Annotated in this window: 24 protein-coding genes and 2 pseudogenes; 12 read left to right on the top strand and 14 right to left on the bottom strand. The window is 37.3% G+C overall.

Features of this window, described 5'->3' with window-relative positions:
• Positions 1-221 precede the first annotated feature (221 nt).
• Genes LIX50_RS02470 through queF form a run of 5 tightly spaced genes read left to right on the top strand, consistent with a single transcriptional unit; the run spans position 222 to position 3,949 of the window.
• Positions 222-713, top strand: a complete 492-nt coding sequence (locus LIX50_RS02470) for a thermonuclease family protein (protein WP_048952683.1) — start codon at positions 222-224, stop codon at positions 711-713.
• Positions 703-1,902 carry a cysteine desulfurase gene (locus LIX50_RS02465; protein ID WP_048952684.1) on the top strand — a complete coding sequence of 400 codons (1,200 nt, stop codon included), beginning with the start codon at positions 703-705 and terminating at the stop codon, positions 1,900-1,902. The genes LIX50_RS02470 and LIX50_RS02465 overlap by 11 nt, the downstream gene beginning before the upstream one ends.
• Positions 1,899-2,279, top strand: coding sequence for a SufE family protein (locus LIX50_RS02460; RefSeq protein WP_048952685.1), 381 nt, complete (start codon positions 1,899-1,901; stop codon positions 2,277-2,279). The genes LIX50_RS02465 and LIX50_RS02460 overlap by 4 nt, the downstream gene beginning before the upstream one ends.
• Complete coding sequence (locus LIX50_RS02455; protein ID WP_226385863.1) at positions 2,270-3,055, top strand: Zn-ribbon-containing protein; 786 nt, start codon at positions 2,270-2,272, stop codon at positions 3,053-3,055. Before LIX50_RS02460 ends, LIX50_RS02455 begins: the two co-directional genes overlap by 10 nt.
• A 54-nt stretch (positions 3,056-3,109) precedes the next feature.
• Entirely contained in the window at positions 3,110-3,949 is an 840-nt protein-coding gene (gene queF / locus LIX50_RS02450) for an NADPH-dependent 7-cyano-7-deazaguanine reductase QueF (protein ID WP_226385862.1), read from the top strand.
• 35 nt (positions 3,950-3,984) lie between these two features.
• On the opposite strand, the gene tyrA is transcribed toward queF, so the two are convergent.
• The 3 genes from tyrA to rbfA all read right to left on the bottom strand — a co-directional run bounded on the left by tyrA (position 3,985) and on the right by rbfA (position 6,505).
• Positions 3,985-5,109 carry a bifunctional chorismate mutase/prephenate dehydrogenase gene (gene tyrA, locus LIX50_RS02445; RefSeq protein ID WP_226385861.1) on the bottom strand — a complete coding sequence of 375 codons (1,125 nt, stop codon included), beginning with the start codon at positions 5,107-5,109 and terminating at the stop codon, positions 3,985-3,987.
• An 89-nt stretch (positions 5,110-5,198) separates the two neighbouring features.
• On the bottom strand, positions 5,199-6,119 hold the full coding sequence (gene truB, locus LIX50_RS02440; protein WP_226385860.1) for a tRNA pseudouridine(55) synthase TruB: 921 nt from the start codon (positions 6,117-6,119) through the stop codon (positions 5,199-5,201).
• Positions 6,119-6,505, bottom strand: a complete 387-nt coding sequence (gene rbfA, locus LIX50_RS02435; RefSeq protein ID WP_226385859.1) for a 30S ribosome-binding factor RbfA — start codon at positions 6,503-6,505, stop codon at positions 6,119-6,121. Before rbfA ends, truB begins: the two co-directional genes overlap by 1 nt.
• Before the next feature lie 115 nt (positions 6,506-6,620).
• On the opposite strand from rbfA, the pseudogene LIX50_RS09535 reads away from it, so the two are divergent.
• A pseudogene (locus LIX50_RS09535) lies at positions 6,621-6,853 on the top strand (hypothetical protein); the annotation flags it as partial.
• 40 nt (positions 6,854-6,893) lie between these two features.
• Positions 6,894-7,039 (top strand): annotated as a pseudogene (gene hypC, locus LIX50_RS02430) (HypC/HybG/HupF family hydrogenase formation chaperone); the annotation flags it as partial.
• Between the two features lie 34 nt (positions 7,040-7,073).
• Here hypC and LIX50_RS02425 read toward each other — a convergent pair.
• The 6 genes from LIX50_RS02425 to LIX50_RS02400 all read right to left on the bottom strand — a co-directional run bounded on the left by LIX50_RS02425 (position 7,074) and on the right by LIX50_RS02400 (position 13,068).
• Entirely contained in the window at positions 7,074-7,889 is an 816-nt protein-coding gene (locus LIX50_RS02425; protein ID WP_048952559.1) for a glycosyltransferase family 8 protein, read from the bottom strand.
• A 175-nt stretch (positions 7,890-8,064) separates the two neighbouring features.
• Complete coding sequence (gene valS, locus LIX50_RS02420) at positions 8,065-10,929, bottom strand: valine--tRNA ligase (protein ID WP_048952560.1); 2,865 nt, start codon at positions 10,927-10,929, stop codon at positions 8,065-8,067.
• Between the two features lie 50 nt (positions 10,930-10,979).
• Positions 10,980-11,732: a hypothetical protein gene (locus LIX50_RS02415; protein WP_048952561.1), complete on the bottom strand. Its 753-nt coding sequence runs from the start codon at positions 11,730-11,732 to the stop codon at positions 10,980-10,982.
• A gap of 15 nt (positions 11,733-11,747) precedes the next feature.
• Positions 11,748-12,080 carry a N(4)-acetylcytidine aminohydrolase gene (yqfB, locus tag LIX50_RS02410; RefSeq protein WP_048952562.1) on the bottom strand — a complete coding sequence of 111 codons (333 nt, stop codon included), beginning with the start codon at positions 12,078-12,080 and terminating at the stop codon, positions 11,748-11,750.
• A 46-nt stretch (positions 12,081-12,126) separates the two neighbouring features.
• The gene (locus LIX50_RS02405; RefSeq protein WP_048952563.1) at positions 12,127-12,618 is read right to left on the bottom strand and encodes a hypothetical protein; all 492 of its coding nucleotides are present in this window, start codon (positions 12,616-12,618) and stop codon (positions 12,127-12,129) included.
• Positions 12,619-12,633: 15 nt separating this feature from the next.
• Positions 12,634-13,068, bottom strand: a complete 435-nt coding sequence (locus LIX50_RS02400) for a DNA polymerase III subunit chi (protein WP_048952564.1) — start codon at positions 13,066-13,068, stop codon at positions 12,634-12,636.
• A gap of 234 nt (positions 13,069-13,302) precedes the next feature.
• Here LIX50_RS02400 and fumC point away from each other — a divergent pair, with 234 nt between their 5' ends.
• On the top strand, positions 13,303-14,697 hold the full coding sequence (gene fumC, locus LIX50_RS02395; RefSeq protein ID WP_048952565.1) for a class II fumarate hydratase: 1,395 nt from the start codon (positions 13,303-13,305) through the stop codon (positions 14,695-14,697).
• Between the two features lie 127 nt (positions 14,698-14,824).
• The gene (locus LIX50_RS02390) at positions 14,825-15,433 is read left to right on the top strand and encodes a chalcone isomerase family protein (RefSeq protein ID WP_048952566.1); all 609 of its coding nucleotides are present in this window, start codon (positions 14,825-14,827) and stop codon (positions 15,431-15,433) included.
• A gap of 48 nt (positions 15,434-15,481) precedes the next feature.
• On the opposite strand, the gene folE is transcribed toward LIX50_RS02390, so the two are convergent.
• Entirely contained in the window at positions 15,482-16,138 is a 657-nt protein-coding gene (gene folE / locus LIX50_RS02385; RefSeq protein WP_048952567.1) for a GTP cyclohydrolase I FolE, read from the bottom strand.
• Positions 16,139-16,288: 150 nt separating this feature from the next.
• On the opposite strand from folE, the gene moeA reads away from it, so the two are divergent.
• The 3 genes from moeA to LIX50_RS02370 are packed head-to-tail and all read left to right on the top strand — an operon-like array spanning position 16,289 to position 18,579.
• Positions 16,289-17,503, top strand: coding sequence for a molybdopterin molybdotransferase MoeA (gene moeA, locus LIX50_RS02380; protein WP_048952568.1), 1,215 nt, complete (start codon positions 16,289-16,291; stop codon positions 17,501-17,503).
• A 3-nt stretch (positions 17,504-17,506) separates the two neighbouring features.
• On the top strand, positions 17,507-18,238 hold the full coding sequence (moeB, locus tag LIX50_RS02375; protein ID WP_048952569.1) for a molybdopterin-synthase adenylyltransferase MoeB: 732 nt from the start codon (positions 17,507-17,509) through the stop codon (positions 18,236-18,238).
• 20 nt (positions 18,239-18,258) lie between these two features.
• Positions 18,259-18,579 (top strand): HI1450 family dsDNA-mimic protein, encoded by a 321-nt coding sequence (locus LIX50_RS02370; RefSeq protein ID WP_179222760.1) that lies wholly within the window; start codon positions 18,259-18,261, stop codon positions 18,577-18,579.
• A 68-nt stretch (positions 18,580-18,647) separates the two neighbouring features.
• Here the strand turns inward: LIX50_RS02370 and LIX50_RS02365 are convergent, their stop codons facing one another.
• The 4 genes from LIX50_RS02365 to folP form a co-directional block, all read right to left on the bottom strand.
• The gene (locus LIX50_RS02365) at positions 18,648-19,073 is read right to left on the bottom strand and encodes a hypothetical protein (protein WP_048952571.1); all 426 of its coding nucleotides are present in this window, start codon (positions 19,071-19,073) and stop codon (positions 18,648-18,650) included.
• A 235-nt stretch (positions 19,074-19,308) separates the two neighbouring features.
• Positions 19,309-19,788 carry a phosphohistidine phosphatase SixA gene (gene sixA / locus LIX50_RS02360; RefSeq protein ID WP_048952572.1) on the bottom strand — a complete coding sequence of 160 codons (480 nt, stop codon included), beginning with the start codon at positions 19,786-19,788 and terminating at the stop codon, positions 19,309-19,311.
• Between the two features lie 59 nt (positions 19,789-19,847).
• A complete protein-coding gene (gene glmM, locus LIX50_RS02355; protein WP_048952573.1) occupies positions 19,848-21,182 on the bottom strand; it encodes a phosphoglucosamine mutase in 1,335 nt (444 codons plus the stop codon).
• Positions 21,183-21,214: 32 nt separating this feature from the next.
• Entirely contained in the window at positions 21,215-22,042 is an 828-nt protein-coding gene (gene folP, locus LIX50_RS02350; protein ID WP_048952574.1) for a dihydropteroate synthase, read from the bottom strand.
• Between the last annotated feature and the right edge of the window lie 20 nt (positions 22,043-22,062).

Here is a 22,062-nt window from a genome sequence, read left to right as displayed (position 1 = left end):
CGTAATCTGAAAAAAATGTGAGCTCGATCAAATTTTGATATCAAATTATAAAGAGTTAAACACAATCAAATCACCAGCTATTATTCATCAGGCTTAAGATTTGTTACAATGTTCCACCTTATTAACCATGAATCTTAAACAATCTGTCTCCACATTTATCACCCATAAATGGAATACTCTACACGCTTATTGGCACTAATAGCGCCAATTTACCAAGATTAATGATGAAAAACTGCTTAATTTTAATTTCTTTACTTTTTTTAACCGCACTTTCCGCTTGCTCTAGTGAAAAAGGTAATTGTCGTGTTGTGGGTATCAGCGATGGCGACACTTTAACTTGCCTTACAAAAGGCAATAAGCAAATCAAAGTGCGGCTAGCTGAAATTGATGCGCCAGAGAAAAAACAAGCTTTTGGGCAAAAATCTAAAAAAGCGTTGTCTGATATGGTCTATCTTCGTGATGTGCGTCTTTCTTTAAAAGGTCAAGATCGCTATCAACGCACATTGGCGATTGTTTATTATCATGATAAAAATATTAATTTAGAAATGGTTAAACAAGGTATGGCATGGGCTTATAAGCAATATTCCCATGATCCGATTTATCTTCAAGCGCAAGAAAATGCACAAGCCAAACGAATTGGTCTTTGGGCGGACAATAATCCAATTGAACCAAGTCAATGGCGCAGACAAGAGAAAAATCAATATGACTTTTGATTATCAAACTTTTCGTCAAGAATTTCCCTATTTTCAACATGAAGATGCGGTTGTTTATTTAGATAACGCCGCTACCGCGTTGAAACCTCAAGTGTTAATTGATCGCACCGCCGAATTTTATACGTCTGCAGGTTCGGTGCATCGTAGCCAATATGATGCAGCCCAAACGGAGCAATATGAACAGGCTCGCACACAGGTTAAAGAATGGGTTAATGCAGAAGATAAACGCGCTGTTATCTGGACTTCGGGTACAACTCACGCAATAAACTTAGTGGCAAATGGATTACTAGCGCAATTAAACTCAGAAGATGAAATTCTGATTAGCCAAGCAGATCATCATGCAAATTTTGTCACTTGGCACGAAACGGCGAAAAAGTGCGGTGCAAAAATTCGAGTTTTACCGATTTTAGATAATTGGCTAATTGATGAAAATGCGCTTATTTCTGCCCTTTCTGAAAAAACAAAACTCGTTGCACTAAATTTTGTTTCAAATGTCACGGGCACTGAACAGCCGATTAAACGGCTGATTCACCTTATCAGAAAACATAGTGATGCGTTGGTTTTAGTGGATGCAGCACAAGAGATTAGTCATATTAAAATCGATTTACAAGATTTAGATGCAGATTTCCTCGCATTTTCTGCCCATAAAATTTATGGCCCAAATGGGCTTGGCGTTTTAACAGGAAAATTGACCGCACTTTCTCAACTTCAACCACTCTTTTTCGGTGGGAAAATGGTTGATCGTGTATCAAATGATCGAATTACTTTTGCCGAATTGCCTTATCGTTTAGAAGCGGGTACACCCAATATTGCTGGGGTTATCGGATTTAATGCCATACTGGATTGGTTACAAAAATGGGATTTTACCGCAGCAGAACAGCACGCTATATCCTTGGCTGAATCCGTCAAAGTGCGGTTAAAATCTTACGAGAATTGCCGATTATTCAATTCTCCTCAACCAAGCACCGTCGCTTGCTTTGTATTTGACGGCATTGACTGTTCTGATCTTTCAACGCTCTTAAGCGAACAAAATATTGCGCTTCGTGTGGGCGAACATTGTGCCCAGCCTTATTTAGCACGCTTAGGCGAACGAACAACATTGCGCCTGTCTTTTGCCCCTTATAATACGCAGGAAGATGTAGAGGCATTTTTTACAGCTTTAGATAAAGCACTGGATTTATTACAATGATAGAACAATTAAAACAAGCTAAAAATTGGGAAGATCGCTATCGCCTAATTATTCAAGCTGGCAAAAATTTATCTCGCCCAAGCGATGATGAACTTGCTCAAATGCAACCCATTACTGGCTGCGAAGCACAAATGTGGTTTCAAATTATTCCTAAAAATGACCGCACTTTTCAATTCAACGGATTTAGCGAAGCCAGAATTATGAATGGCTTGCTTTGTATTTTATTCAATCAAATCAATGGCAAAACAGCGGATGAATTGAATACATTTGATATTACTGTATTTTTTAGCGAACTCGGCATTTCACAACGTTTAAGCGAAACACGTTTAAACGGCTTACACCAAATCGGACAGCAATTAAAAAATTTATGTATTTAATCGAAACCTATTTTCGCCTAACTGCACTCGAAAATAACATTGAATCACAAAGTCGTTTACTCAATGCAGTGATCGATCAATGGCGGTATAACGGGCAAATTATCGGACGTGAAATTCCTTTATATTTAGCAGAAGAAGGTGGTGCACAAGGCTTTGCTATGCGCGTCATTTGCCCTGAGCAAGATAGTCTTTTCCCGCAAAATAATAACGCAGAAGTAAATCGAACATTACAAAAAGCAGAAAAGTGCGGCGTAATTTTTAATGGTTTTCAACTTGTGGGCGATGATTTCAATTCAGATCAAACAGCAGAAAATGTATCACCAGCTTGGCAAGTGCTTTACACAACCCATTTACAAAGCTGCTCACCGATTCACAGCGGAGAAAATCTCGCACCAATCCCTTTGTATAAACAACTAAAAAATCAACCGCACTTAAGCCAAGATCTGATTAAATGGCAAGAAAATTGGCAAGCCTGCGATCAACTACAAATGAATGGTGCGGTATTAGAACAACAATCTTTGGCAGAAATTTCTGAGCTTCAAAGCACGCTTTCAAAACACGGACGCTATTTAGCCCAAGAAATAGAAAAAGAAACAGGCATACCGACTTACTATTATTTATATCGTGTAGGTGGGCAATCTTTAGAATCTGAAAAGTCCCGTTGCTGCCCTTCTTGTGGTGCAAATTGGGCATTAAAAGACGCGATTTTTGATACCTTTCATTTTAAATGCGATACCTGTCGATTAGTTTCGAATCTATCGTGGAATTTTTTGTAATTAATTTATAAAGTGTCGAAATTTGCAAAACTCGAACACCTAATCGGAGAAAAAATGAATTACCAAGACAACAGCTTAAAATCCTTAAAACTCGGTCAAAAAACAGAATATGCCTCTCAATATGACCGCGCTTTATTACAGCCTGTGCCACGCGCGTTAAATCGTGATGGATTGGGCATTACCCAAAACCAGCCTTTTACCATTGGTGCCGATATTTGGACGGCTTATGAAATCTCGTGGCTCAACGAAAAAGGCTTACCGCAAGTAGCTATCGCAGACATTTATCTGGATTATCAAAGCCAAAATTTGATTGAGTCAAAAAGTTTTAAACTTTATTTAAATAGCTTTAACCAAAGCAAATTTGCCGACGTCAATGCCGTTCAACAAACTATGCAACGCGATTTAATCGAATGTGCGCAAGGCGATGTAAAAGTGCGGTTAAATCCAGTGGCAGTTTATGATTCTCAAAAAATTAATCACTTACAAGGCGATTGCATTGATGAACAAGATATTGAAATTACCAGCTACGAATTTAACGCTGATTGGCTGAAAGATTGCGTATCGGATGAAATTGTCGAAGAAAAATTAGTCAGCCATTTGTTGAAATCTAACTGCCTCATTACCAATCAACCAGACTGGGGAACGTTACATATTCATTATATTGGTAAAAAAATCGACCACGAAAAATTATTGCGTTACGTTGTATCGTTCCGTCAACACAACGAATTTCACGAACAATGTGTCGAGCGTATTTTTTGCGATTTAATGTACTACGCTAAACCAGAAAAACTCACTGTTTACGCACGCTATACTCGTCGTGGTGGATTAGATATCAACCCGTTCCGTTCTAATTTTGAGAATTTACCTGAAAATTTAAGATTGGCGAGACAGTAAAAGAAAAGTGCGGTGAAATTTCACCGCACTTTCCCCTACCCTTGCTTCAAATCATTTGCCTGCTGCAATAGCTGACGGCTTTCTTTTAAGAATTGTTCGGAATAATCGCCAAACCAGTCATGCACCTTGTGGAAAGCATCAATAAAACCTTGACGATCATTATTTTCAAAGAAAGTTAAAGCTTCTTCGTAAGTTTGTTTTAGTGTTTCAATTACCGCTAAATTTTCTAGTTTATCCATAATAATATCTGCGTAAAGCTCTGCATCTTGCGCAAATAAACGACCGATCATCGCAAGTTCTAAGCGATAAATCGGGGAAGAAAGCGACAATAAATTAGCAAGATGAACAGGCTGTTTGGAAAGGTGTAAACCATTCGCGAAAGTTGAAAAATGGCGCAAGGCTTGTATATAAGTCATATTGTGATCGTGTTCTGTGGCATCAGTTTGATAAATTTTTGCGCCCCAAATTTGAATTTGCTCAAGTAACCATTCGTAACGTCCAGGAAAACGTCCATCACAACGTACAACCACTTGTTTTGCCATACTTGCAATATCTGGCCCAAACATTGGATGTAAACCTAAAACAGCACCAGAATGGATTTCAAGCATTTTCGCTAGCGGTTCACGCTTAACAGAGGTTAAATCTGCAAGTAGCATGTTTTCCGTTAAATAAGGTTTTAAGCGTTCAATTGTTTCTAAGGTAAGATTAATGGGAACGGAAACGATCACGACATCAGCATTCGCTAAAATACTTTCAGCCACAGCCCAATCTTCGCGATCTAAGATAGAAATTGGATAGCCAGATGCACGTAAATAGCGGGCAAATAAGCCACCTAATTTACCGTAGCCACCCACGATAACAATTTTGTGAATATCAGAATTGATGGTTTTAAAGCCAAATTGATTTTCATTGGCATAGGATTCGCGCATAAAACGGCGTAGAACATCTTCAATCAGATCTGCTGAAATGCCTGCTTTTTCAGCCTCTAAACGACGCGCTTGGAGCATTGCTATTTCACGCTCTGGCGCATAAATAGGTAATCCATGTTGATGTTTAACTTTACCGACTTGAGAAACCAACTCAAGACGTTTAGTAAAAAGTTGGATAAGTTCGCGATCAAGCGAATCAATTTCAGAACGTAAATCCTTAAGGGCTTCCATAAAACTCACCTGCAATATTTAGTTTACATATATTGTAAAAAATAAATTACAGATGAGATTACTAGAATTTTATAGGAAAGGCAATTAGGTTATGCGGATTGCGTAATTAACCGTTGTGGGCGAATAATATTCCCATCGATTAATGACACACCTAAGAATAAATTCTCCGCTGAAAATAACCGCACTTGACCGCTTAATTGCTCGTCGTTAGCAAATTTCACTCGCTGACCAAAACCAATGGCTTTACTCTGCTCTGCATCCAAATGCAAAGCGGGCAATTTACTTACAGCGGTATCGGTTGGCAGTAATAGACGATCCAATTCACTTAATTGAAAACTTTCAGCAAGCAGTTGTAACTCATCGATTGGCATCATTTCTGCTACGGGGTAATCCGCTACGGCTGTACGGCGTAACATTGTCACATGCGCGCCACAACCTAATACTTCACCTAAATCATCTACTAAGGTGCGAATATAAGTACCTTTTGAACAATGCACTTCTAAGGTTAAAAAAGGCGCGTTATATTCAATAAAATTAAGTTCAAAAATCGTAATTGGACGTGCCTCACGCTCAACCGTAATACCTTGGCGCGCATATTCATAAAGCGGTTTACCGTTATGTTTTAGTGCGGAAAACATCGTAGGCACTTGTAAAATATCACCACGAAATTGTTCAAGTGCGGTCAAAATTTGCTGAGTTTCAACATGAACTTCACGAGTTTCCACGACTTGCCCTTCCGCATCGGAAGTATCGGTACGTTCGCCTAATTTTGCCGTAACAAGATAACGCTTATCTGCATCAAGCAAAAATTGTGAAAACTTAGTTGCTTCGCCCAAGCAAATCGGCAACATCCCCGTTGCCAACGGATCGAGCGCGCCAGTATGCCCAGCTTTGTTCGCTTGAAATAAACGCTTCACCTTTTGCATGATGTCATTTGATGACATGCCTTGTGGTTTATCCAATAAAAACACACCATCAACATTACGCCAGCGTTTACGAGGTCTAGACATTAGTTGCTTTCCTCAACGTGTTTTTTCTCATCTTCACGCACAACATTTGTCACAAGATTTGACATACGCATCCCTTCCACTAAGGATTGATCGTAAATAAAGCGAATCTCTGGCACGATACGTAAACGCATCGCTTTGCCTAGTAATGAACGAATATAAGGCGATGCTTTTTCTAAGCCTTTCATGCCTTGCTCAATTGCCGTTTCATCATGATAAAATAAAAAAGTCACGAAGATTTTTGCGTAAGATAAATCACTTGACACTTCCACATCAGAAACGGTCACCATCCCAATACGGGGATCTTTCACTTCGCGTTGTAAAATGACTGCTATTTCTTTTTGTATTTCTTGAGCGACGCGATCGCTACGTTTAAATTCTCTTGCCATAGTTATTCCTTATTTATAAAAGCGCCTCATTCTACTGGAAATCATTGAATTTAGCACGCAAAAATCCCTTTCAACCTGATACTGTTTTTCGATAAAATGACACCTGATAATTTGTTTGAATATTCAAACTTCCTATAAAAATCACTTTACAGAGGGCATAATTTATGCAAGCGAGACGACCAAGATTGTCGATGAAAATCACTCATTACAACAAGCTTTTTAAATGAATTAGACGAAAAACTCAAAGGCGTACTCCAACGTATCAGCGGCTATGCGGTAAACGAAGACTCCCAGCGCGGGCTGATTATCCTCTTCTCCGATACCAACTTTACCCGCCCTAATTACAACACATATGACGTATAACGTGATATGAATATTTCAAGTCGGTTTACTTGGCAAATGGGTTCTCGTTCATGTAGGCTTTGCAATGAGTGTTATTGATGAAGATGAAGCCAAGAAAACCCAAGAAGCCCTACCGCTATGAGTCCATTCGAACACGAAGTTAGGGATTTTTTAGGATTAAATCAAAAATAATAAAATAGTCGTTCTAACTGAACGACTATTTTATTTATATGCTATTCCAATCTAAATTCTGATAAAAAATATAATTATCTTTATAAAATTTGGGGAAATCTTCATGATCTTCGTTTAACCAAGGTTTAAACTTTCCTGTGTAATGAATAATATTTGGCACAAAAGTAAAATGAGGACTTAAATCTATATCTGCCTCTCTCAATCTATCCTCTAACAAACCCACTTGAAAATTAAATCCAATAGGTAATAGTTTAATCAATTCCTTACTTAAGCTAAAGTTAATTGTATCTTGATCACCATATTCAAATTTCTTACCATATTTTAATGCGCCATCAATAAAATATTTATCAACATTTAATTCACGCCATTTATTTAAATTAATTAGCATCACGCCAGAATTAATATACTGTTGTTTATCAAAATACTTATGGAACCAATGGAATTCCATACCATAATCAGTAACAGCTCCCAATAAATAATTATCTATGTCAATATTCCAAAGTTTATCTATTGGCTTATTAATAATTACATCTACATCTAAATAAATAACTTTGTCTAGGTTTTCTGGGAGTAAACGATGAACAAACAATCGAACTAATGAAAATGCCCCAATATGATCTGGAGATCCTACTGTTGGAAATATAATTAACTTATTAACATCTTCAATATACAAGTCATGCAGAGAGTTGCCTCGATGAGCTAAATACTGTCCGACTCTCGTTAATTCAGCTCTTGAAATACCATCATGAATAATATAAATATTTACATTATGATGGTGATAGTGCACTGACTTTAGAGCCACCTCTAAATAACTAGAATAATTTTTATCTAGTACAAATACAATATTCATTAATTAAAAACCTTAATATAGAAAATAAAATCCTTTTCTCCTTTCCAATATATAATTAGATACTCTTTCTATCGAGTTATTCCATACCCAATTTTTTTGGTTTATCTGAAAATATTTAGCAAAACAAAGAAAAAAATAAAAACGTCAGATTAAACCGACGTTTTTATTATTAAAATTAAAGCGCCTCAATCGCCTTATATTGCTCTTGAATTTTTTCTAATCCGGATTGGTATTCCGCTTGTTTTTCGCGTTCTTTTGCAATCACTGCTTCTGGCGCTTTAGCCACGAAAGCTTCATTGCTGAGTTTATTCTCGATACGTTTAACTTCATTTTGATATTTTTCAATCTCTTTGGTTAAACGCGCAAGCTCTGCTTCTTTATTGATAAAGCCAGCCATTGGCACGAGTAATTCAGCATTGCCAACAAGTTTCGCTACCGCAAGCGGTGCGGTTTCATTTGCAGCTAATACTTGAACGTTGTCTAATTTCACCATCGCTTTCAAAAGAGCGGTCTGTTTTTCGAGAATTTTTGCGTTTTCTACGCTTAAATTACGGAATAACAGATCTAAGCCTTTGCTTGGTGCGATGTTGCTTTCTGCACGAATATTACGCACCGCAACGATCACTTCTTTTAACCATTCAATTTCAGCTTCCGCTTCAGGATCAAAGCCGTTTTCTTCCACTTGTGGGAAAGGTTGTAACATAATGCTGTCAGCCGTAATGCCTACAAATCCTTTCACTTTTTGCCAAATTTCTTCGGTAATAAATGGAATAAGCGGATGTGCTAAACATAGTAATTTTTCTAACACGTGAACCAAAGTTTGGCTTGCTGCACGGATTTGTGCTGCATTGCCGCTGGCAAATACTGGTTTAGTCAATTCTAAATACCAGTCACAGAATTGGTTCCAGGTAAATTCATAAATTACATTCGCACAAAGGTCAAAACGATATTGGCTTAATGAATTACGGAAAGTTTCCACTGTGCGATTGAATTCAGATTGAATCCAACGATCCGCCAATGAGAACTCGATCTCGCCTTCGCTTAAATCTAATTTGTCATTTGTGAGCACGAAACGGCTTGCATTCCACAATTTATTACAGAAATTGCGGTAGCCTTCTAAACGTTTCATATCCCAGTTGATATCACGACCGTTTGAAGCCAATGCCGCTAATGTGAAACGCAATGCATCCGTACCGTGAGCCGCAATACCGTCTACAAATTCTTTGCGTGTTGCTTTAGCAATTTTTTCTGCTAATTGCGGTTGCATCATGTTGCCGGTACGTTTTTCAAGTAAATCGTCAAGGCTGATACCATCAATCATATCAATTGGATCAAGCACGTTACCTTTCGATTTAGACATTTTTTGGCCTTGCTCATCACGGATTAAGCCCGTTACGTACACGGTTTTGAATGGCACTTGCGGTTTGCCGTTTTCATCTTTTACGAAGTGCATCGTAAACATAATCATACGCGCAACCCAGAAGAAGATGATATCGAAGCCCGTGATTAACACATCCGTTGGGTGGAACATTTTGAGCTCTTTAGTTTGCTCTGGCCAACCTAGCGTTGAGAACGTCCATAAGCCTGATGAGAACCATGTGTCTAACACATCTTCATCTTGCTTGAGTTCAACCGCAGAATCTAAGTTATATTTTGACCGCACTTCTTCTTCGTTGCGTGCCACATACACGTTGCCTTCTGAGTCATACCACGCAGGAATACGGTGTCCCCACCAAAGTTGGCGAGAAATACACCAATCTTGAATATCACGCATCCAAGAGAAGTAAAGATTTTCATATTGTTTCGGTACGAATTGGATTTCGCCGTCTTCTACCGCTTTGATTGCTACATCAGCAAGTGGTTTCACGCTAACATACCATTGGTCAGTTAGCATCGGCTCAATCGGCACGCCGCCACGGTCGCCATAAGGGACTTTCAAATCGTGTGGTTTGATTTCGTCTAATAAACCAAGTGCTTCAAAATCTGCCACGATTTTCTTACGTGCAACAAAACGCTCTAAGCCTCGGTAATCCGCAGGAATAGTCGCCTCATAACCCGCAAGTGGTTTGCCTTCAGTACCGATAATTTCCGCTTCATCACGAATATTTGCATTTAGGGTTAATACGTTAACCATCGGCAAGCTGTGACGTTTACCCACTTCATAGTCGTTGAAGTCGTGCGCTGGGGTAATTTTTACCACACCAGTACCGAATTCACGATCGACATATTCATCGGCAATAATCGGAATTTCACGGTTAGCCAACGGTAGAACCACAGTTTTACCGATTAAAGATTGATAACGCTCATCTTCAGGATGAACCGCCACCGCTGTATCGCCCAACATGGTTTCTGGACGCGTGGTTGCCACCACTAAATAATCTTTACCATCTGCCGTTTTAGCTCCGTTAGCTAACGGATAACGGAAATGCCAAAGGGAACCTTTGCTCTCTTTGTTTTCTACTTCTAAATCAGAAATCGCGGTGTGAAGTTTCGGATCCCAGTTTACTAAGCGTTTGCCACGGTAAATCAAACCTTCTTCGTGTAAACGAACAAACACTTCTTTTACTGCGTTAGATAAACCATCATCCATCGTGAAACGCTCACGTTCCCAGTCGATTGAGTTACCTAAACGGCGCATTTGTTGACTGATTGTGCCACCTGAATAGGCTTTCCAATCCCAAATTTTATTGATGAATGCTTCTCGACCATAATCATGGCGAGTTTTGCCTTCTTCAGCCGCAATTTTACGCTCCACCACCATTTGGGTTGCAATACCCGCATGGTCTGTCCCCGCTTGCCATAAGGTATTATGCCCTTCCATACGGTTAAAACGGATTAAAGTATCCATTAAGGTTTGTTGGAAGGCGTGCCCCATGTGCAAAGAACCTGTTACATTCGGTGGCGGAATTGCAATGCAATAGCTCGGCGCATTTTCATTTTCAGACGGTTTAAAATAACCGCTATCTTCCCAATGTTGATAAAGGACTTGTTCTACCGCAGACGGATTAAAACGGTCTGCCATTTCGAATTTTTGTGTCATTTATTTTTTCTCTTTGGTAGGGTGCAACTTGTTGCACCGTTTGATTAAATTTATAAAATATTTGCTAAATGGTCGTAATGATTTCCTAAGCGTTTAAAATATCCATCGTCTAGCTTTGAAAAGCATTTATCTATTATTTTTTTCGATTCAATTCTAACTTTTTCGTAATTATTATCTTCCCATATTTTCTTACTGAACTTCTCACTTCTTTCATAACATTTCATTGACTTGTCAACTCTAGAACCATAAGGATAGATAGTGAAGTTAACAAATAATGCATATAAATCATTATCAGTTTGATCATATAACAAGAAAGTTTCCTCTTTAAAAAAATCTATCGGAGATTTTGAAAAATTCTCATTTTTAACAGTTAGAACAAGATTATTTTTAATTAAATCAATATATTTAGAATATGCATAAGTATGAATTATATCTTCAATATTTAACTTACTTCCTTCTAGTTTAGATGGGTCAGGGAAACCATCATAAACACAAATATTTCCTAAGCTAGTGATACAAAATAAACCACCAACAAGATTACCAACTGTATTTTTTGCTTTGTCTGAAGGGGTTATAATTCTAATTCCATCACTTTTTGAATAACTAGATGTTCCATAGCATGGTTTAAGGTAATTTTCATCAACATTTCCACATCTATAATTAATAGTTAATTGATTTCCATTATTTAATGATACAACTTGGGAATCAATAGGATCTTTCTTTTCAGGATATGAAGAACAAGATGTAATAACTAAAGAACTTAAACTTAAAAAAGTTAAAACTATTATTTTATTTAGTTTCATAATTCACTCTCAAATTTAATAGGTAATACTAGATAGATCTTTTAATTTAAAACTTATAATGAAAAATTTCTCTTCACCCGGATAAATCCCCCTAATCACTTCTTTCAATTCCGCCAACCTCATGTTTTCCTGCTTCGCATGCTGTTCAGTCAGTTCATCAAGAGTAATTGGCGAAACACTTAATACTTTAATGCTGCAGAAATATTGGTTATCTTCAAACCGCCCAACACGTAAAATATCGCCTGCTTTAAAATGGCTTTCGGATTTATCTCGAATGGTGATGGTTTTACGCCCAGCGAGAATGTCGGTTTCAAAGCGTTGGTAAAAAGTGATGTCATTTGGTTGCATTTTGATCCTTAAAGTGCGGTTGGGTTTTAAAAAGTTTTTACAAAAACTATCTCAATTCTTTCTTTAAACGATCAATTTCATTTAATAAGCGATATTCTTCTTGATGGCAAAAACTCTCAGAACCTAGTTTCTCTCCCTCGCTAGTACAACGAACTTGCTGATATTGTTGTTCTAGTATTTGTAATATTTTTCGTTTTTCTGTATTTGGATCATTCTTTTGTTTTATTTTAGCTGGAGCCGGCGATACTTTAGATGAAACTTGAGTTTCTTGCGTTTTTTGTTGAGTAGTCATCTCTACCGTTTTTTCAGCTTCAACCATTTTTTCTTGTTCAACAGCTTCAGATTTCTGATCTACAACAGAAGTTTTCTCTTTATTTTCTTCTAAAAGAGCAGCTTCCTTTTTAATATCCTGTTTTGTGGCCTGTTGAGTTTCTTCAACTTTAGGTGTAGCTTCAACTTTATTTTCTTGTTTCTCACAAGCTGAAATCATCAATACTGCTATTCCTAATAATCCTAAGCAAAATTTGGTTTTCTTCATAATTACTCCATTCTGTTATGCTATATTTTCTGTAGAAAGTACCCATCCCAATGCTCTTAACTGTTTATAACGTTCTCGAGCTTGTGTTTTTAAGGCGTCATCTTTCGGTACAAAATCAACAATTTGGGTAAAACTATGGCTAAAATCTGGGATTTCTTGTTGCAAATTAATTAACACGTCACGGCGTTGTAAATTTCGTTTCCCAAGCCATGAAATCTCAATCGGTGTGGGATATTGTGTTGCCTCACCCGATAAATTATGCGGAACAAATTCATTGGGATCTCGTTGCCACAAACGCTCATCAATCTCTAGCGCTTGAGTCTCACTTTCACAGCTAATTAATACTTTTTTCCCTGAGCGCCATATTGAGGCAGCAAGATTACAGGCTATTTCTTCGACAGCTAACGTACAATCTTCCGTAAGAATGTAAAATTGCGCAGTTTTTGCCATTTTAGCCCCGTTATTTTCTCAATCTTGCCCTATAAAAAGGGTGAAATTTTAACGAAAAAACCCTAAAAAATAAATAATTAAATATACATTATTACAAATGCATGAAAATCCACCGCACTTTTATGATCTATGTCACAAAACTGATTTTTAACGTTTTTGTTACGTTCCACTCATAACTCGGAAGTGTTAAAATCACTTGCGTTTTAATTTTCATTCAATTCATAGGAGTACAGAATGGCATTTCGTATTGAAAAAGACACAATGGGTGAAGTTCAAGTTCCAGCAGATAAATACTGGGCTGCACAAACTGAACGTTCACGCAATAACTTTAAAATTGGCCCTGCCGCATCAATGCCACATGAAATTATCGAGGCTTTTGGCTATTTGAAAAAAGCAGCCGCATTTGCTAATCATGATTTGGGTGTATTACCTCTTGAAAAACGTGATTTAATTGCTCAGGCGTGTGACGAAATTTTAGCAAATAAATTAGATGATCAATTCCCACTTGTTATTTGGCAAACTGGTTCTGGTACACAATCTAATATGAATGTGAACGAAGTAGTTGCAAATCGTGCTCATGTGTTAAACGGTGGTAAATTAGGCGAAAAATCTATCATTCACCCAAATGATGATGTGAACAAATCACAATCTTCAAATGATACTTTCCCAACAGCAATGCACATTGCTGCATATAAAAAAGTAGTTGAGCACACTATTCCTTGTGTTGAACGTTTACAAAAAACTTTTGCAGCAAAATCTGAAGCTTTCAAAAACGTGGTAAAAATTGGCCGCACTCACTTAATGGATGCAACTCCACTGACATTAGGTCAAGAATTTTCAGCTTATGCTGCTCAATTAGATTTCGGCTTAAAAGCATTAAAAAATACTCTTCCGCATTTAAGTCAATTAGCACTAGGTGGTACTGCGGTTGGCACAGGTTTGAACACGCCTAAAGGCTATGATGTGAAAGTGGCAGATTACATTGCAAAATTCACCGCACTTCCATTTGTCACAGCAGATAATAAATTTGAAGCATTAGCGGCTCATGATGCGATTGTTGAAACTCACGGTGCATTACGTCAATTAGCAATGAGTTTATTTAAAATTGCGAACGATATTCGTCTATTAGCATCAGGCCCTCGTTCGGGAATTGGCGAAATTTTAATTCCTGAAAATGAACCGGGTTCTTCAATCATGCCAGGTAAGGTCAACCCAACTCAATGCGAAGCGATGACAATGGTCTGCGCACAAGTATTTGGTAATGACACCACTATCGCATTTGTGGGTTCACAAGGTCACTTCCAATTAAATGTGTTCAACCCTGTGATGATTGCAAACTTCTTACAATCTGCTCAATTATTAGGTGATGCTTGCGTATCTTTCGATGAACACTGTACTGTGGGTATTGAACCAAACTATCCAAGAATTAAACAACAACTTGAAAATTCATTGATGTTGGTGACCGCACTTAATACGCATATTGGCTATGAAAACGCGGCTAAAATTGCAAAAACGGCACACAAAAATGGTACAACATTGCGTGAAGAAGCAATTAATTTAGGTTTAGTTTCTGCTGAAGATTTTGATAAATGGGTTCGCCCTGAAGATATGGTGGGTAGTCTAAAATAATACACCGCACAAATTAACATCAGTAATATTAAAGGCGAGTAAAATTACTCGCCTTTTTACTCGTTTCTCGTTTGTTTTTTGATGCGGTTTGTTATAATCAACACAATTTTATTCACGGCAATTTATTATGAAAATGAAATCCCTTTTTGTGGCAATAATTACGTTTTTTTCTGCCGCACCTTTTGCTCATTGGCAACCCATCGGAAATGCCGAATACACGTGGGGGCCGTTCCATGTTTATACCATTGGTTTATTTTCCGAAACGGGCACTTATCAAGAAAATGAACGCCCATTAATGCTCTCTTTCAAATATGAAAAACCCATTGAAGGGAAAAATTTTGCGATTACGCTTATTAAAGAAATCGAAACCTTAAAACTTAATGATGGCGATACTCAAAGCTGGCTTAAAGAAATGCAATCTACATTTCCTGATTTCTCACCAAACGATATCTTGAACTATATTGCCTTACCAGATAGAGGCTACTTCGTCTTAAATGACACTGTTTTGGAACATGATTTTGATGCTAAATTTAATCAAGCATTTATCGGCATCTGGCTTGCACCGAATAGTACTTTTGTAAAACTTCAGCCACAATTATTAGGCAAAACGAAAAGCAATCATGAAGCAGCTGAATTTTATCTCAAACCTGAAATTGAATCCTTTGATGAACAAGATTCTACGCCTGAACTACCGCCAAACTATCTGTTAAATCAAGAGAGAAAATCTTTTGGATAAATAAAAACGCCGCCTTTTATCAAAAAGTGCGGCGATTTTATTTCCATTTTATTTCTGAATAGTAGCAAGAAATTCTTTACGCGTATCACGATCTTTTAAAAATACGCCTCCATAAGCAGAGGTAATAGTATAACTATTTGTATCTCTAATTCCCCGTGCTTTCACACAAAAGTGTGTTGCCTTAATATAAACGGCGACATCATCTGTTTCTAAAATAGTTTGAAAAGCTGTGAGAAGTTGTTCTGTTAGCCTTTCTTGTACCTGTGGACGCTGTGCAAAAAACGACACAATACGATTAATCTTCGAAAGACCAATAACCCAATCTTTTGGATAGTATGCCACACAAACTTTACCATCAATCGTCACAAAGTGATGCTCACAAGTACTCGTCAATGTAATATCATTAACTTGCACCATTTCGCTCACTTTCATTTGGTTTTTAATTTTTGTCATTTTAGGGAAATTTGCATAATCCATTCCACTAAAAATCTCATCAATAAACATTTTTGCCAAACGATTAGGTGTTTCTTCAAGACTATCATCTCGTAAATCTAATCCAATTAATTTCATCACTTCATGCATATGTTTTGCAATACCTAAGCGACGTGCTTCTTTACATTGGTTTAGATCTATCATCGGCGTTTCAATGCCCTTAGCAATTAAAGCATCACGCACACTTATTGCATCTTGTGAAATATCGGTCATAACAGTCTTTCCTAAAAAAATAATGCGTTATTCTAACAAAGGATAAAGCGAACGCAAAATGAGAAAAATCACTAAGTAAAATGAAATCTTTAGTTTTAAGATTTTTCAGACTACAATACTTTAAAATTTTACTTTAATTAAGGAATCTCTATGCTCACGTTGGATCAAGCCCGTAATAATATGCTAGAACAAATCACCTTTCCTACACAAATTGAAACACTTAATTTACAACAAGCCGCTAATAGAATTTGTGCAGAAGATGTTATTTCCCCTATTAATGTCCCTTCTTTTGATAATTCTGCGATGGATGGCTATGCTGTACGTTTAGCTGATTTAGAAAAATCACTGACTCTTTCTGTTGCAGGTAAATCCTTTGCAGGAATACCATTTCAAGGCTCATGGCCTGCTCAGAGTGCAATAAGAATTATGACTGGAGCAATGATTCCTGAAGGCGCTGATGCTGTCGTAATGCAAGAACAAGTCAACATAAATGAAGACGGAACAATCACCTTCTCTGAATTACCTAAAATCAATCAAAATATTCGTCGTATTGGAGAGGATGTTAAAAAAGGAGATATTGTATTAACACAAGGTGATGAATTAAATGCCGTTTCTTTACCATTATTAGCTTCTTTAGGTATCTCAGAAGTAAAATGTTATCATCGATTAAAAGTGGCCATACTTTCCACTGGGGATGAACTTGTCGAGGTAGGTAAACCGTTACAAATTGGACAGATTTACGATACAAACCGATTCACCGTAAAATTACTGCTAGAAAAACTTCATTGTGAAGTTATTGATTTAGGATTATTACCAGACAATGAGGCTGAATTTGAAAAAGCCTTTATATCTGCACAAAAACAGGCTGATTTAGTGATTACCAGTGGTGGAGTATCTGTTGGAGAAGCAGATTTCACTAAAACAGTATTAGAAAAAGTAGGTGAAATTAATTTCTGGAAACTTGCCATTAAACCTGGTAAACCTTTCGCTTTTGGTAAACTAGAAAATGCATGGTTTTGTGGCTTACCTGGTAACCCTGTCTCTGCACTTGTGACTTTTTATCAACTCGTTCAGCCCCTTATTGCAAAATTGCAAGGTCAAAAACAATGGAAAAATCCAGCACGTTTTTCAGCAATTGCTTCAACAAACTTAAAAAAAGCTCCTGGTCGCTTAGATTTCCAACGAGGTTTTTATCACATCAACTCACAAGGACAAATTGAGGTTAAGCCTGTTGGGTTTCAAGGATCTCACTTATTTAGTGCATTCATAAAAAGTAATTGTTTTATTGTATTAGAACAAGAGCGTGGCAATGTATCAGCAGGTGAACGTGTAACCATAGAACTCTTCAATCATTTATTGGGGTAACCTATGACTGAATTAAGTTACGAAGAAGAGCTACGATATAACCGGCAAATCATTCTTAAATCGATTGATTTTGAAGGACAAGAAAAACTAAAAGAGAGCAAAATTCTCATTGTAGGTTTAGGTGGATTAGGCTGTGCGGCTAGTCAATATTTAGCCGCTTCAGGTATAGGACACCTAACCCTATTAGATTTTGACCATGTTTCACTTTCCAATCTACAACGTCAAGTGCTTCATTGTGATGCTAGACTGAATATGCCAAAAGTTGAATCTGCTAAAATAGCTCTAGAACAGCTTAACCCACATATTGATATTCAAACAATAAATGAAAAACTAACCGAAGAAAAACTGTCCAAATTAATACCGCACTTTGATCTTGTCTTAGATTGCACTGATAACGTCGATATTCGCAATCAACTTGATCGCCAATGCGAGAAGGCGCACATTCCCTTAATCTCTGGTGCAGCAATCCGAATGGAAGGCCAGATTTCAGTCTTTACCTATGAATCAAATACACCAACCTATCGTGAACTAAGTAAATTATTTGGGCAGAATATATTAAGTTGTGTAGAAGCTGGAGTAATAGCCCCAATTGTTGGGATTGTTGGTTCTATTCAAGCATTAGAAGCAATTAAAGTGCGTTTAAAAATTGGCAAAAATTTATGTGGTAGATTACTCATTATTGATGGCTTCTCAATGAACATTCGAGAAATAAAATTACCAATAAATAACCCTTAGTTTTATGAGAATATTTTATGATGACTGAAATCAAAAAACTTGATCCTGATACAGCAATTGATATTGCGTACGATATTTTTCTAGAAATGGCAAGTGAAAATCTTGATCCAGCCGATATCCTTCTCTTCAACCTACAATTTGAAGAACGAGGTGGTGTTGAGTTTGTAGAAACTGCCGATAACTGGGAAGATGAAATTGGCGTACTCATCGATCCGAATGAATATGCCGAGATTTGGGTTGGATTAGTAAACAATCAAGATGAAATGGACGATATATTTGCAAAATTTTTAATTTCTCACCGAGAAGAAAATCGTGAATTTCATGTTATCTGGAAAAAATAATATCAAATACTAAAACTAAAAAATCCCTATTGAATTCACAATAGGGATTTTTCTATTTAATCACAAAATTATTTAGTAGCTTCTTTCACCGCATCAATTGTTTGATTCGCTTTTTCACCTATAGATTGTTTCATTTCTTCCATTTTTGAAGACGCTGCATTTTTGGCTTGTTCAACTTTTTCCATTGCCACATTCTTCGCATCTTCAACTTTAGCCATAGCTGCATCTTTAGTTTCAGCCATTTTTTCTGCTGCCGCTGATTTTGCAGAATCTACAGCGTTGCTTGCCATATCCTTCATATCAGATACAGCTTGTTGTGCAGTAGTTTTTACATCTGCTGCAGCATTAGTTGCAGCTTCTTTCACATCCGTAACAGCTGAAGTTGCCGCTTGTTTTGCCTCTGCAACTTTTTGTGCTGCCTCATCTTTATCAAAACAACCGGTTAAAGCGACCGTTGAACCCAACACTAATGCAGCTAATGCTAATTTTTTCATGATAAATCTCCATCTAGTATTCATTTTGCAAAGCCCTATTGCTTTGTGTGACGTAGTTTACGCATATTTCTTAAAAAGGAAATAGGTAAAATAAAAATTTACATTTCTTTAAAAATCTTTACAAACAAAAATAAAACTAACTAATTGATAAATAAAGAATATTTATAAAGCTCCATGGAGAATATTTATTTTTTGTAAAGATAAATAACCATTAATTTGATTATTAATAACATAATTAGATCAATGCATCTGCATTTTTATACATGAGAATTTTTGCATATTGTCCAGACCAATTTAAATATGCAATAGTCGCTGGGTAAAAACTGATTGGATTTCGCTTTCCATAGAGCTCCGCTACAATTTCACCGACTAAAGGTAAATGAGAAATAATAAATATAGATTTTATACCTTCATTACGCAATACAGAAAAATAATCCGTCACCATTTCTGCATGGCCATAAGGTGTAACACCGTCCCAAATTTCTATTTTTGATGATAGTTCACCATTAAAAGCCTGATTTACCTGCTCGAAAGTTTCTTGTGCTCGCACATAAGGACTAATAATAATACGATCTGGCGTGGCTAACTCTAACTGTTTTCTTAACCATTGCCCCTGAGTAAAGGCTTGTTTAATACCATAGGCAGTTAAGCGACGAGCTTTATCACTATTAGCCATTACTTCAGCCTCGCCATGACGCATAATAAAAATATTCATTTTGCTTTCCTAAGCATTTGATAAAAATAAACCGCACTAAATAAAGTGCAGTTAAAAAATTAATGAGATTTAACTACTTCTGCAATTTCTTCTGCACATTGTTGTGCAAGTTCAGCATCTTGGCATTCCACCATAACGCGAATAAGTGGTTCCGTACCCGATTTACGCAATAAAATACGACCTTTGCCTTCTAAACGTTTTTCAACGTCTGCGGCAACAGATTTTACAGCGTCACTTTCAAGTGGATTATCCCCACCCGCAAAACGTACATTAATTAACACTTGTGGGAATAATTTAACCGCACTCGCTAATTCATTTAATGATAATTTATGCTGAGCCATCGCCGCCAGTACAGCTAATGAAGCAATAATGCCATCACCCGTTGTATTCTTATCCGCAATGATAATATGACCTGAATTCTCACCACCAAGCGTCCAATCGTTTTCAACCATTTTTTCCAATACATAACGGTCACCCACATTTGCACGTAAGAAAGGAACGCCAAGCATTTTCAACGCAATCTCTAAGCTCATATTACTCATTAATGTGCCAACGACACCGCCTTTTAATTGACCTGAACGCAATGCTTCACGTGCAATAATAAAGAGAATTTGGTCACCATCGACTTTATTTCCTAAATGATCGACCATCATAATTCGGTCACCATCGCCATCATAAGCCAAACCAACATCCGCTTTAGTTTCAACAACTTTAGCTTGCAATGCTGTCACATCAGTTGCACCACATTTTTCATTAATATTCAAACCATTTGGATCTGTACCAATTTCAATGACTTCCGCACCAAGCTCTCTCAATACGTTAGGTGCAATATGATAAGTCGCCCCATTTGCACAATCTACCACGATCTTATAACCTTCCAAGCCTAAGTGTGCTGGAAATGTACCTTTACAAAACTCAATGTAGCGTCCTGCTGCGTCATTAATACGGCTTGCTTTACCTAATTCGGCAGATTCCACACAATCCATCGGTTGCTCTAACATCGCTTCAATGGCTTCTTCAATTTCATCAGGCAATTTAGTGCCTTTTGCTGAAAAGAATTTAATGCCATTATCATAATAAGGATTATGAGAGGCTGAGATCACGATACCCGCTTCAGCACGAAAAGTTCTGGTCAAATAAGCAATAGCAGGTGTAGGCATAGGGCCAGTAAATGCAGCAGATAAACCCGCAGCAGCCAAACCTGCTTCAAGGGCTGATTCCAACATATATCCAGAAATTCGGGTGTCTTTACCGATTAAAACCATTTTAGAACCTTGAGAAGCCAATACTTTTCCCGCAGCCCAGCCTAATTTTAATGCGAAATCTGGTGTTATTGGATAAGAGCCCACTTTTCCACGTACACCATCTGTTCCAAAATATTTACGATTTGCCATAATACAATTCCTTTAATTTTTTTATAAAACCATCAGGCATTTTCTGTCGCCTGCCAAACTTTGAGCATATCTGATGTTGCAGCAACATCATGTACGCGTAAAATTTTTGCACCTTTTTGTGCTGCAATAAGCGCACCTGCCGCACTACCTATCACTCGCTGATCGACGGGTTTATCAAGCACAGCGCCAATCATTGATTTACGAGATAATCCCGCTAATACTGGATAGCCTATCTGACAAAATTCATTCAGATTTTGTAATAATTGATAATTATGCTGTACAGACTTACCAAAACCAAATCCCATGTCCCAAATTAAGTTTTCTTTTTTAACACCAGCAGAAAGACATTCATTAGTACGTTTCTGTAAAAAAGCGAATACATCTTGTACGACATTCTCATAATGAGGATTTGCCTGCATCGTTCTAGGTTGACCTTGCATATGCATAATGCAAACAGGTAAAGCCAGTTTTACCGCCGTTTCTAATGCATTTGGCTCTTTCAAAGCACGAATATCATTAATCAAATCCATTCCAACACTTGCTGCCTCACGCATCACAACTGCTTTTGATGAATCGACAGAAATCCAGCAATCAAAACGGCTTCGCACCGCTTCCACTACTGGCACAACACGATGCAATTCCTCTTGTTCAGAGACTTCATCCGCATTAGGACGCGTAGATTCACCACCAATATCAATAATTGTCGCACCTTCTTCCAACATTTTTTCAACTTGGAAAAGCGCTTTATCCAGACTAAAAAACTGTCCGCTATCAGAAAAAGAATCAGGCGTAAAATTAAGGATTCCCATAATCTGAGGAACACTTAAATCAAGACATTTATTATTCGCGTAAAGTTTCATAAAGTGCGGTGGATTTTTAG

The organism is Haemophilus sp. Marseille-P9675, from assembly GCF_916862695.1.
In the GTDB taxonomy this organism is placed as follows: Bacteria; Pseudomonadota; Gammaproteobacteria; order Enterobacterales; family Pasteurellaceae; genus Haemophilus; species Haemophilus haemolyticus_K.
This window is presented reverse-complemented; position numbering and strand designations above follow the sequence as displayed.

Coding starts and splice junctions, on each gene's coding strand:
- tyrA (WP_226385861.1), bottom strand. CDS start 5,109: ATGGAAGCCCTTAAGGATTTACGTTCTGAAATTGATTCGCTTGATCGC.
- LIX50_RS02400 (WP_048952564.1), bottom strand. CDS start 13,068: ATGGCAAAAACTGCGCAATTTTACATTCTTACGGAAGATTGTACGTTA.
- valS (WP_048952560.1), bottom strand. CDS start 10,929: ATGACACAAAAATTCGAAATGGCAGACCGTTTTAATCCGTCTGCGGTA.
- LIX50_RS02415 (WP_048952561.1), bottom strand. CDS start 11,732: ATGAAACTAAATAAAATAATAGTTTTAACTTTTTTAAGTTTAAGTTCT.
- LIX50_RS02470 (WP_048952683.1), top strand. CDS start 222: ATGATGAAAAACTGCTTAATTTTAATTTCTTTACTTTTTTTAACCGCA.
- LIX50_RS02465 (WP_048952684.1), top strand. CDS start 703: ATGACTTTTGATTATCAAACTTTTCGTCAAGAATTTCCCTATTTTCAA.
- LIX50_RS02425 (WP_048952559.1), bottom strand. CDS start 7,889: ATGAATATTGTATTTGTACTAGATAAAAATTATTCTAGTTATTTAGAG.
- folE (WP_048952567.1), bottom strand. CDS start 16,138: ATGACCGATATTTCACAAGATGCAATAAGTGTGCGTGATGCTTTAATT.
- LIX50_RS02455 (WP_226385863.1), top strand. CDS start 2,270: ATGTATTTAATCGAAACCTATTTTCGCCTAACTGCACTCGAAAATAAC.
- LIX50_RS02390 (WP_048952566.1), top strand. CDS start 14,825: ATGAAAATGAAATCCCTTTTTGTGGCAATAATTACGTTTTTTTCTGCC.
- glmM (WP_048952573.1), bottom strand. CDS start 21,182: ATGGCAAATCGTAAATATTTTGGAACAGATGGTGTACGTGGAAAAGTG.
- LIX50_RS02460 (WP_048952685.1), top strand. CDS start 1,899: ATGATAGAACAATTAAAACAAGCTAAAAATTGGGAAGATCGCTATCGC.
- fumC (WP_048952565.1), top strand. CDS start 13,303: ATGGCATTTCGTATTGAAAAAGACACAATGGGTGAAGTTCAAGTTCCA.
- LIX50_RS02365 (WP_048952571.1), bottom strand. CDS start 19,073: ATGAAAAAATTAGCATTAGCTGCATTAGTGTTGGGTTCAACGGTCGCT.
- moeB (WP_048952569.1), top strand. CDS start 17,507: ATGACTGAATTAAGTTACGAAGAAGAGCTACGATATAACCGGCAAATC.
- folP (WP_048952574.1), bottom strand. CDS start 22,042: ATGAAACTTTACGCGAATAATAAATGTCTTGATTTAAGTGTTCCTCAG.
- LIX50_RS02370 (WP_179222760.1), top strand. CDS start 18,259: ATGACTGAAATCAAAAAACTTGATCCTGATACAGCAATTGATATTGCG.
- LIX50_RS02405 (WP_048952563.1), bottom strand. CDS start 12,618: ATGAAGAAAACCAAATTTTGCTTAGGATTATTAGGAATAGCAGTATTG.
- truB (WP_226385860.1), bottom strand. CDS start 6,119: ATGTCTAGACCTCGTAAACGCTGGCGTAATGTTGATGGTGTGTTTTTA.
- moeA (WP_048952568.1), top strand. CDS start 16,289: ATGCTCACGTTGGATCAAGCCCGTAATAATATGCTAGAACAAATCACC.
- queF (WP_226385862.1), top strand. CDS start 3,110: ATGAATTACCAAGACAACAGCTTAAAATCCTTAAAACTCGGTCAAAAA.
- rbfA (WP_226385859.1), bottom strand. CDS start 6,505: ATGGCAAGAGAATTTAAACGTAGCGATCGCGTCGCTCAAGAAATACAA.
- sixA (WP_048952572.1), bottom strand. CDS start 19,788: ATGAATATTTTTATTATGCGTCATGGCGAGGCTGAAGTAATGGCTAAT.
- yqfB (WP_048952562.1), bottom strand. CDS start 12,080: ATGCAACCAAATGACATCACTTTTTACCAACGCTTTGAAACCGACATT.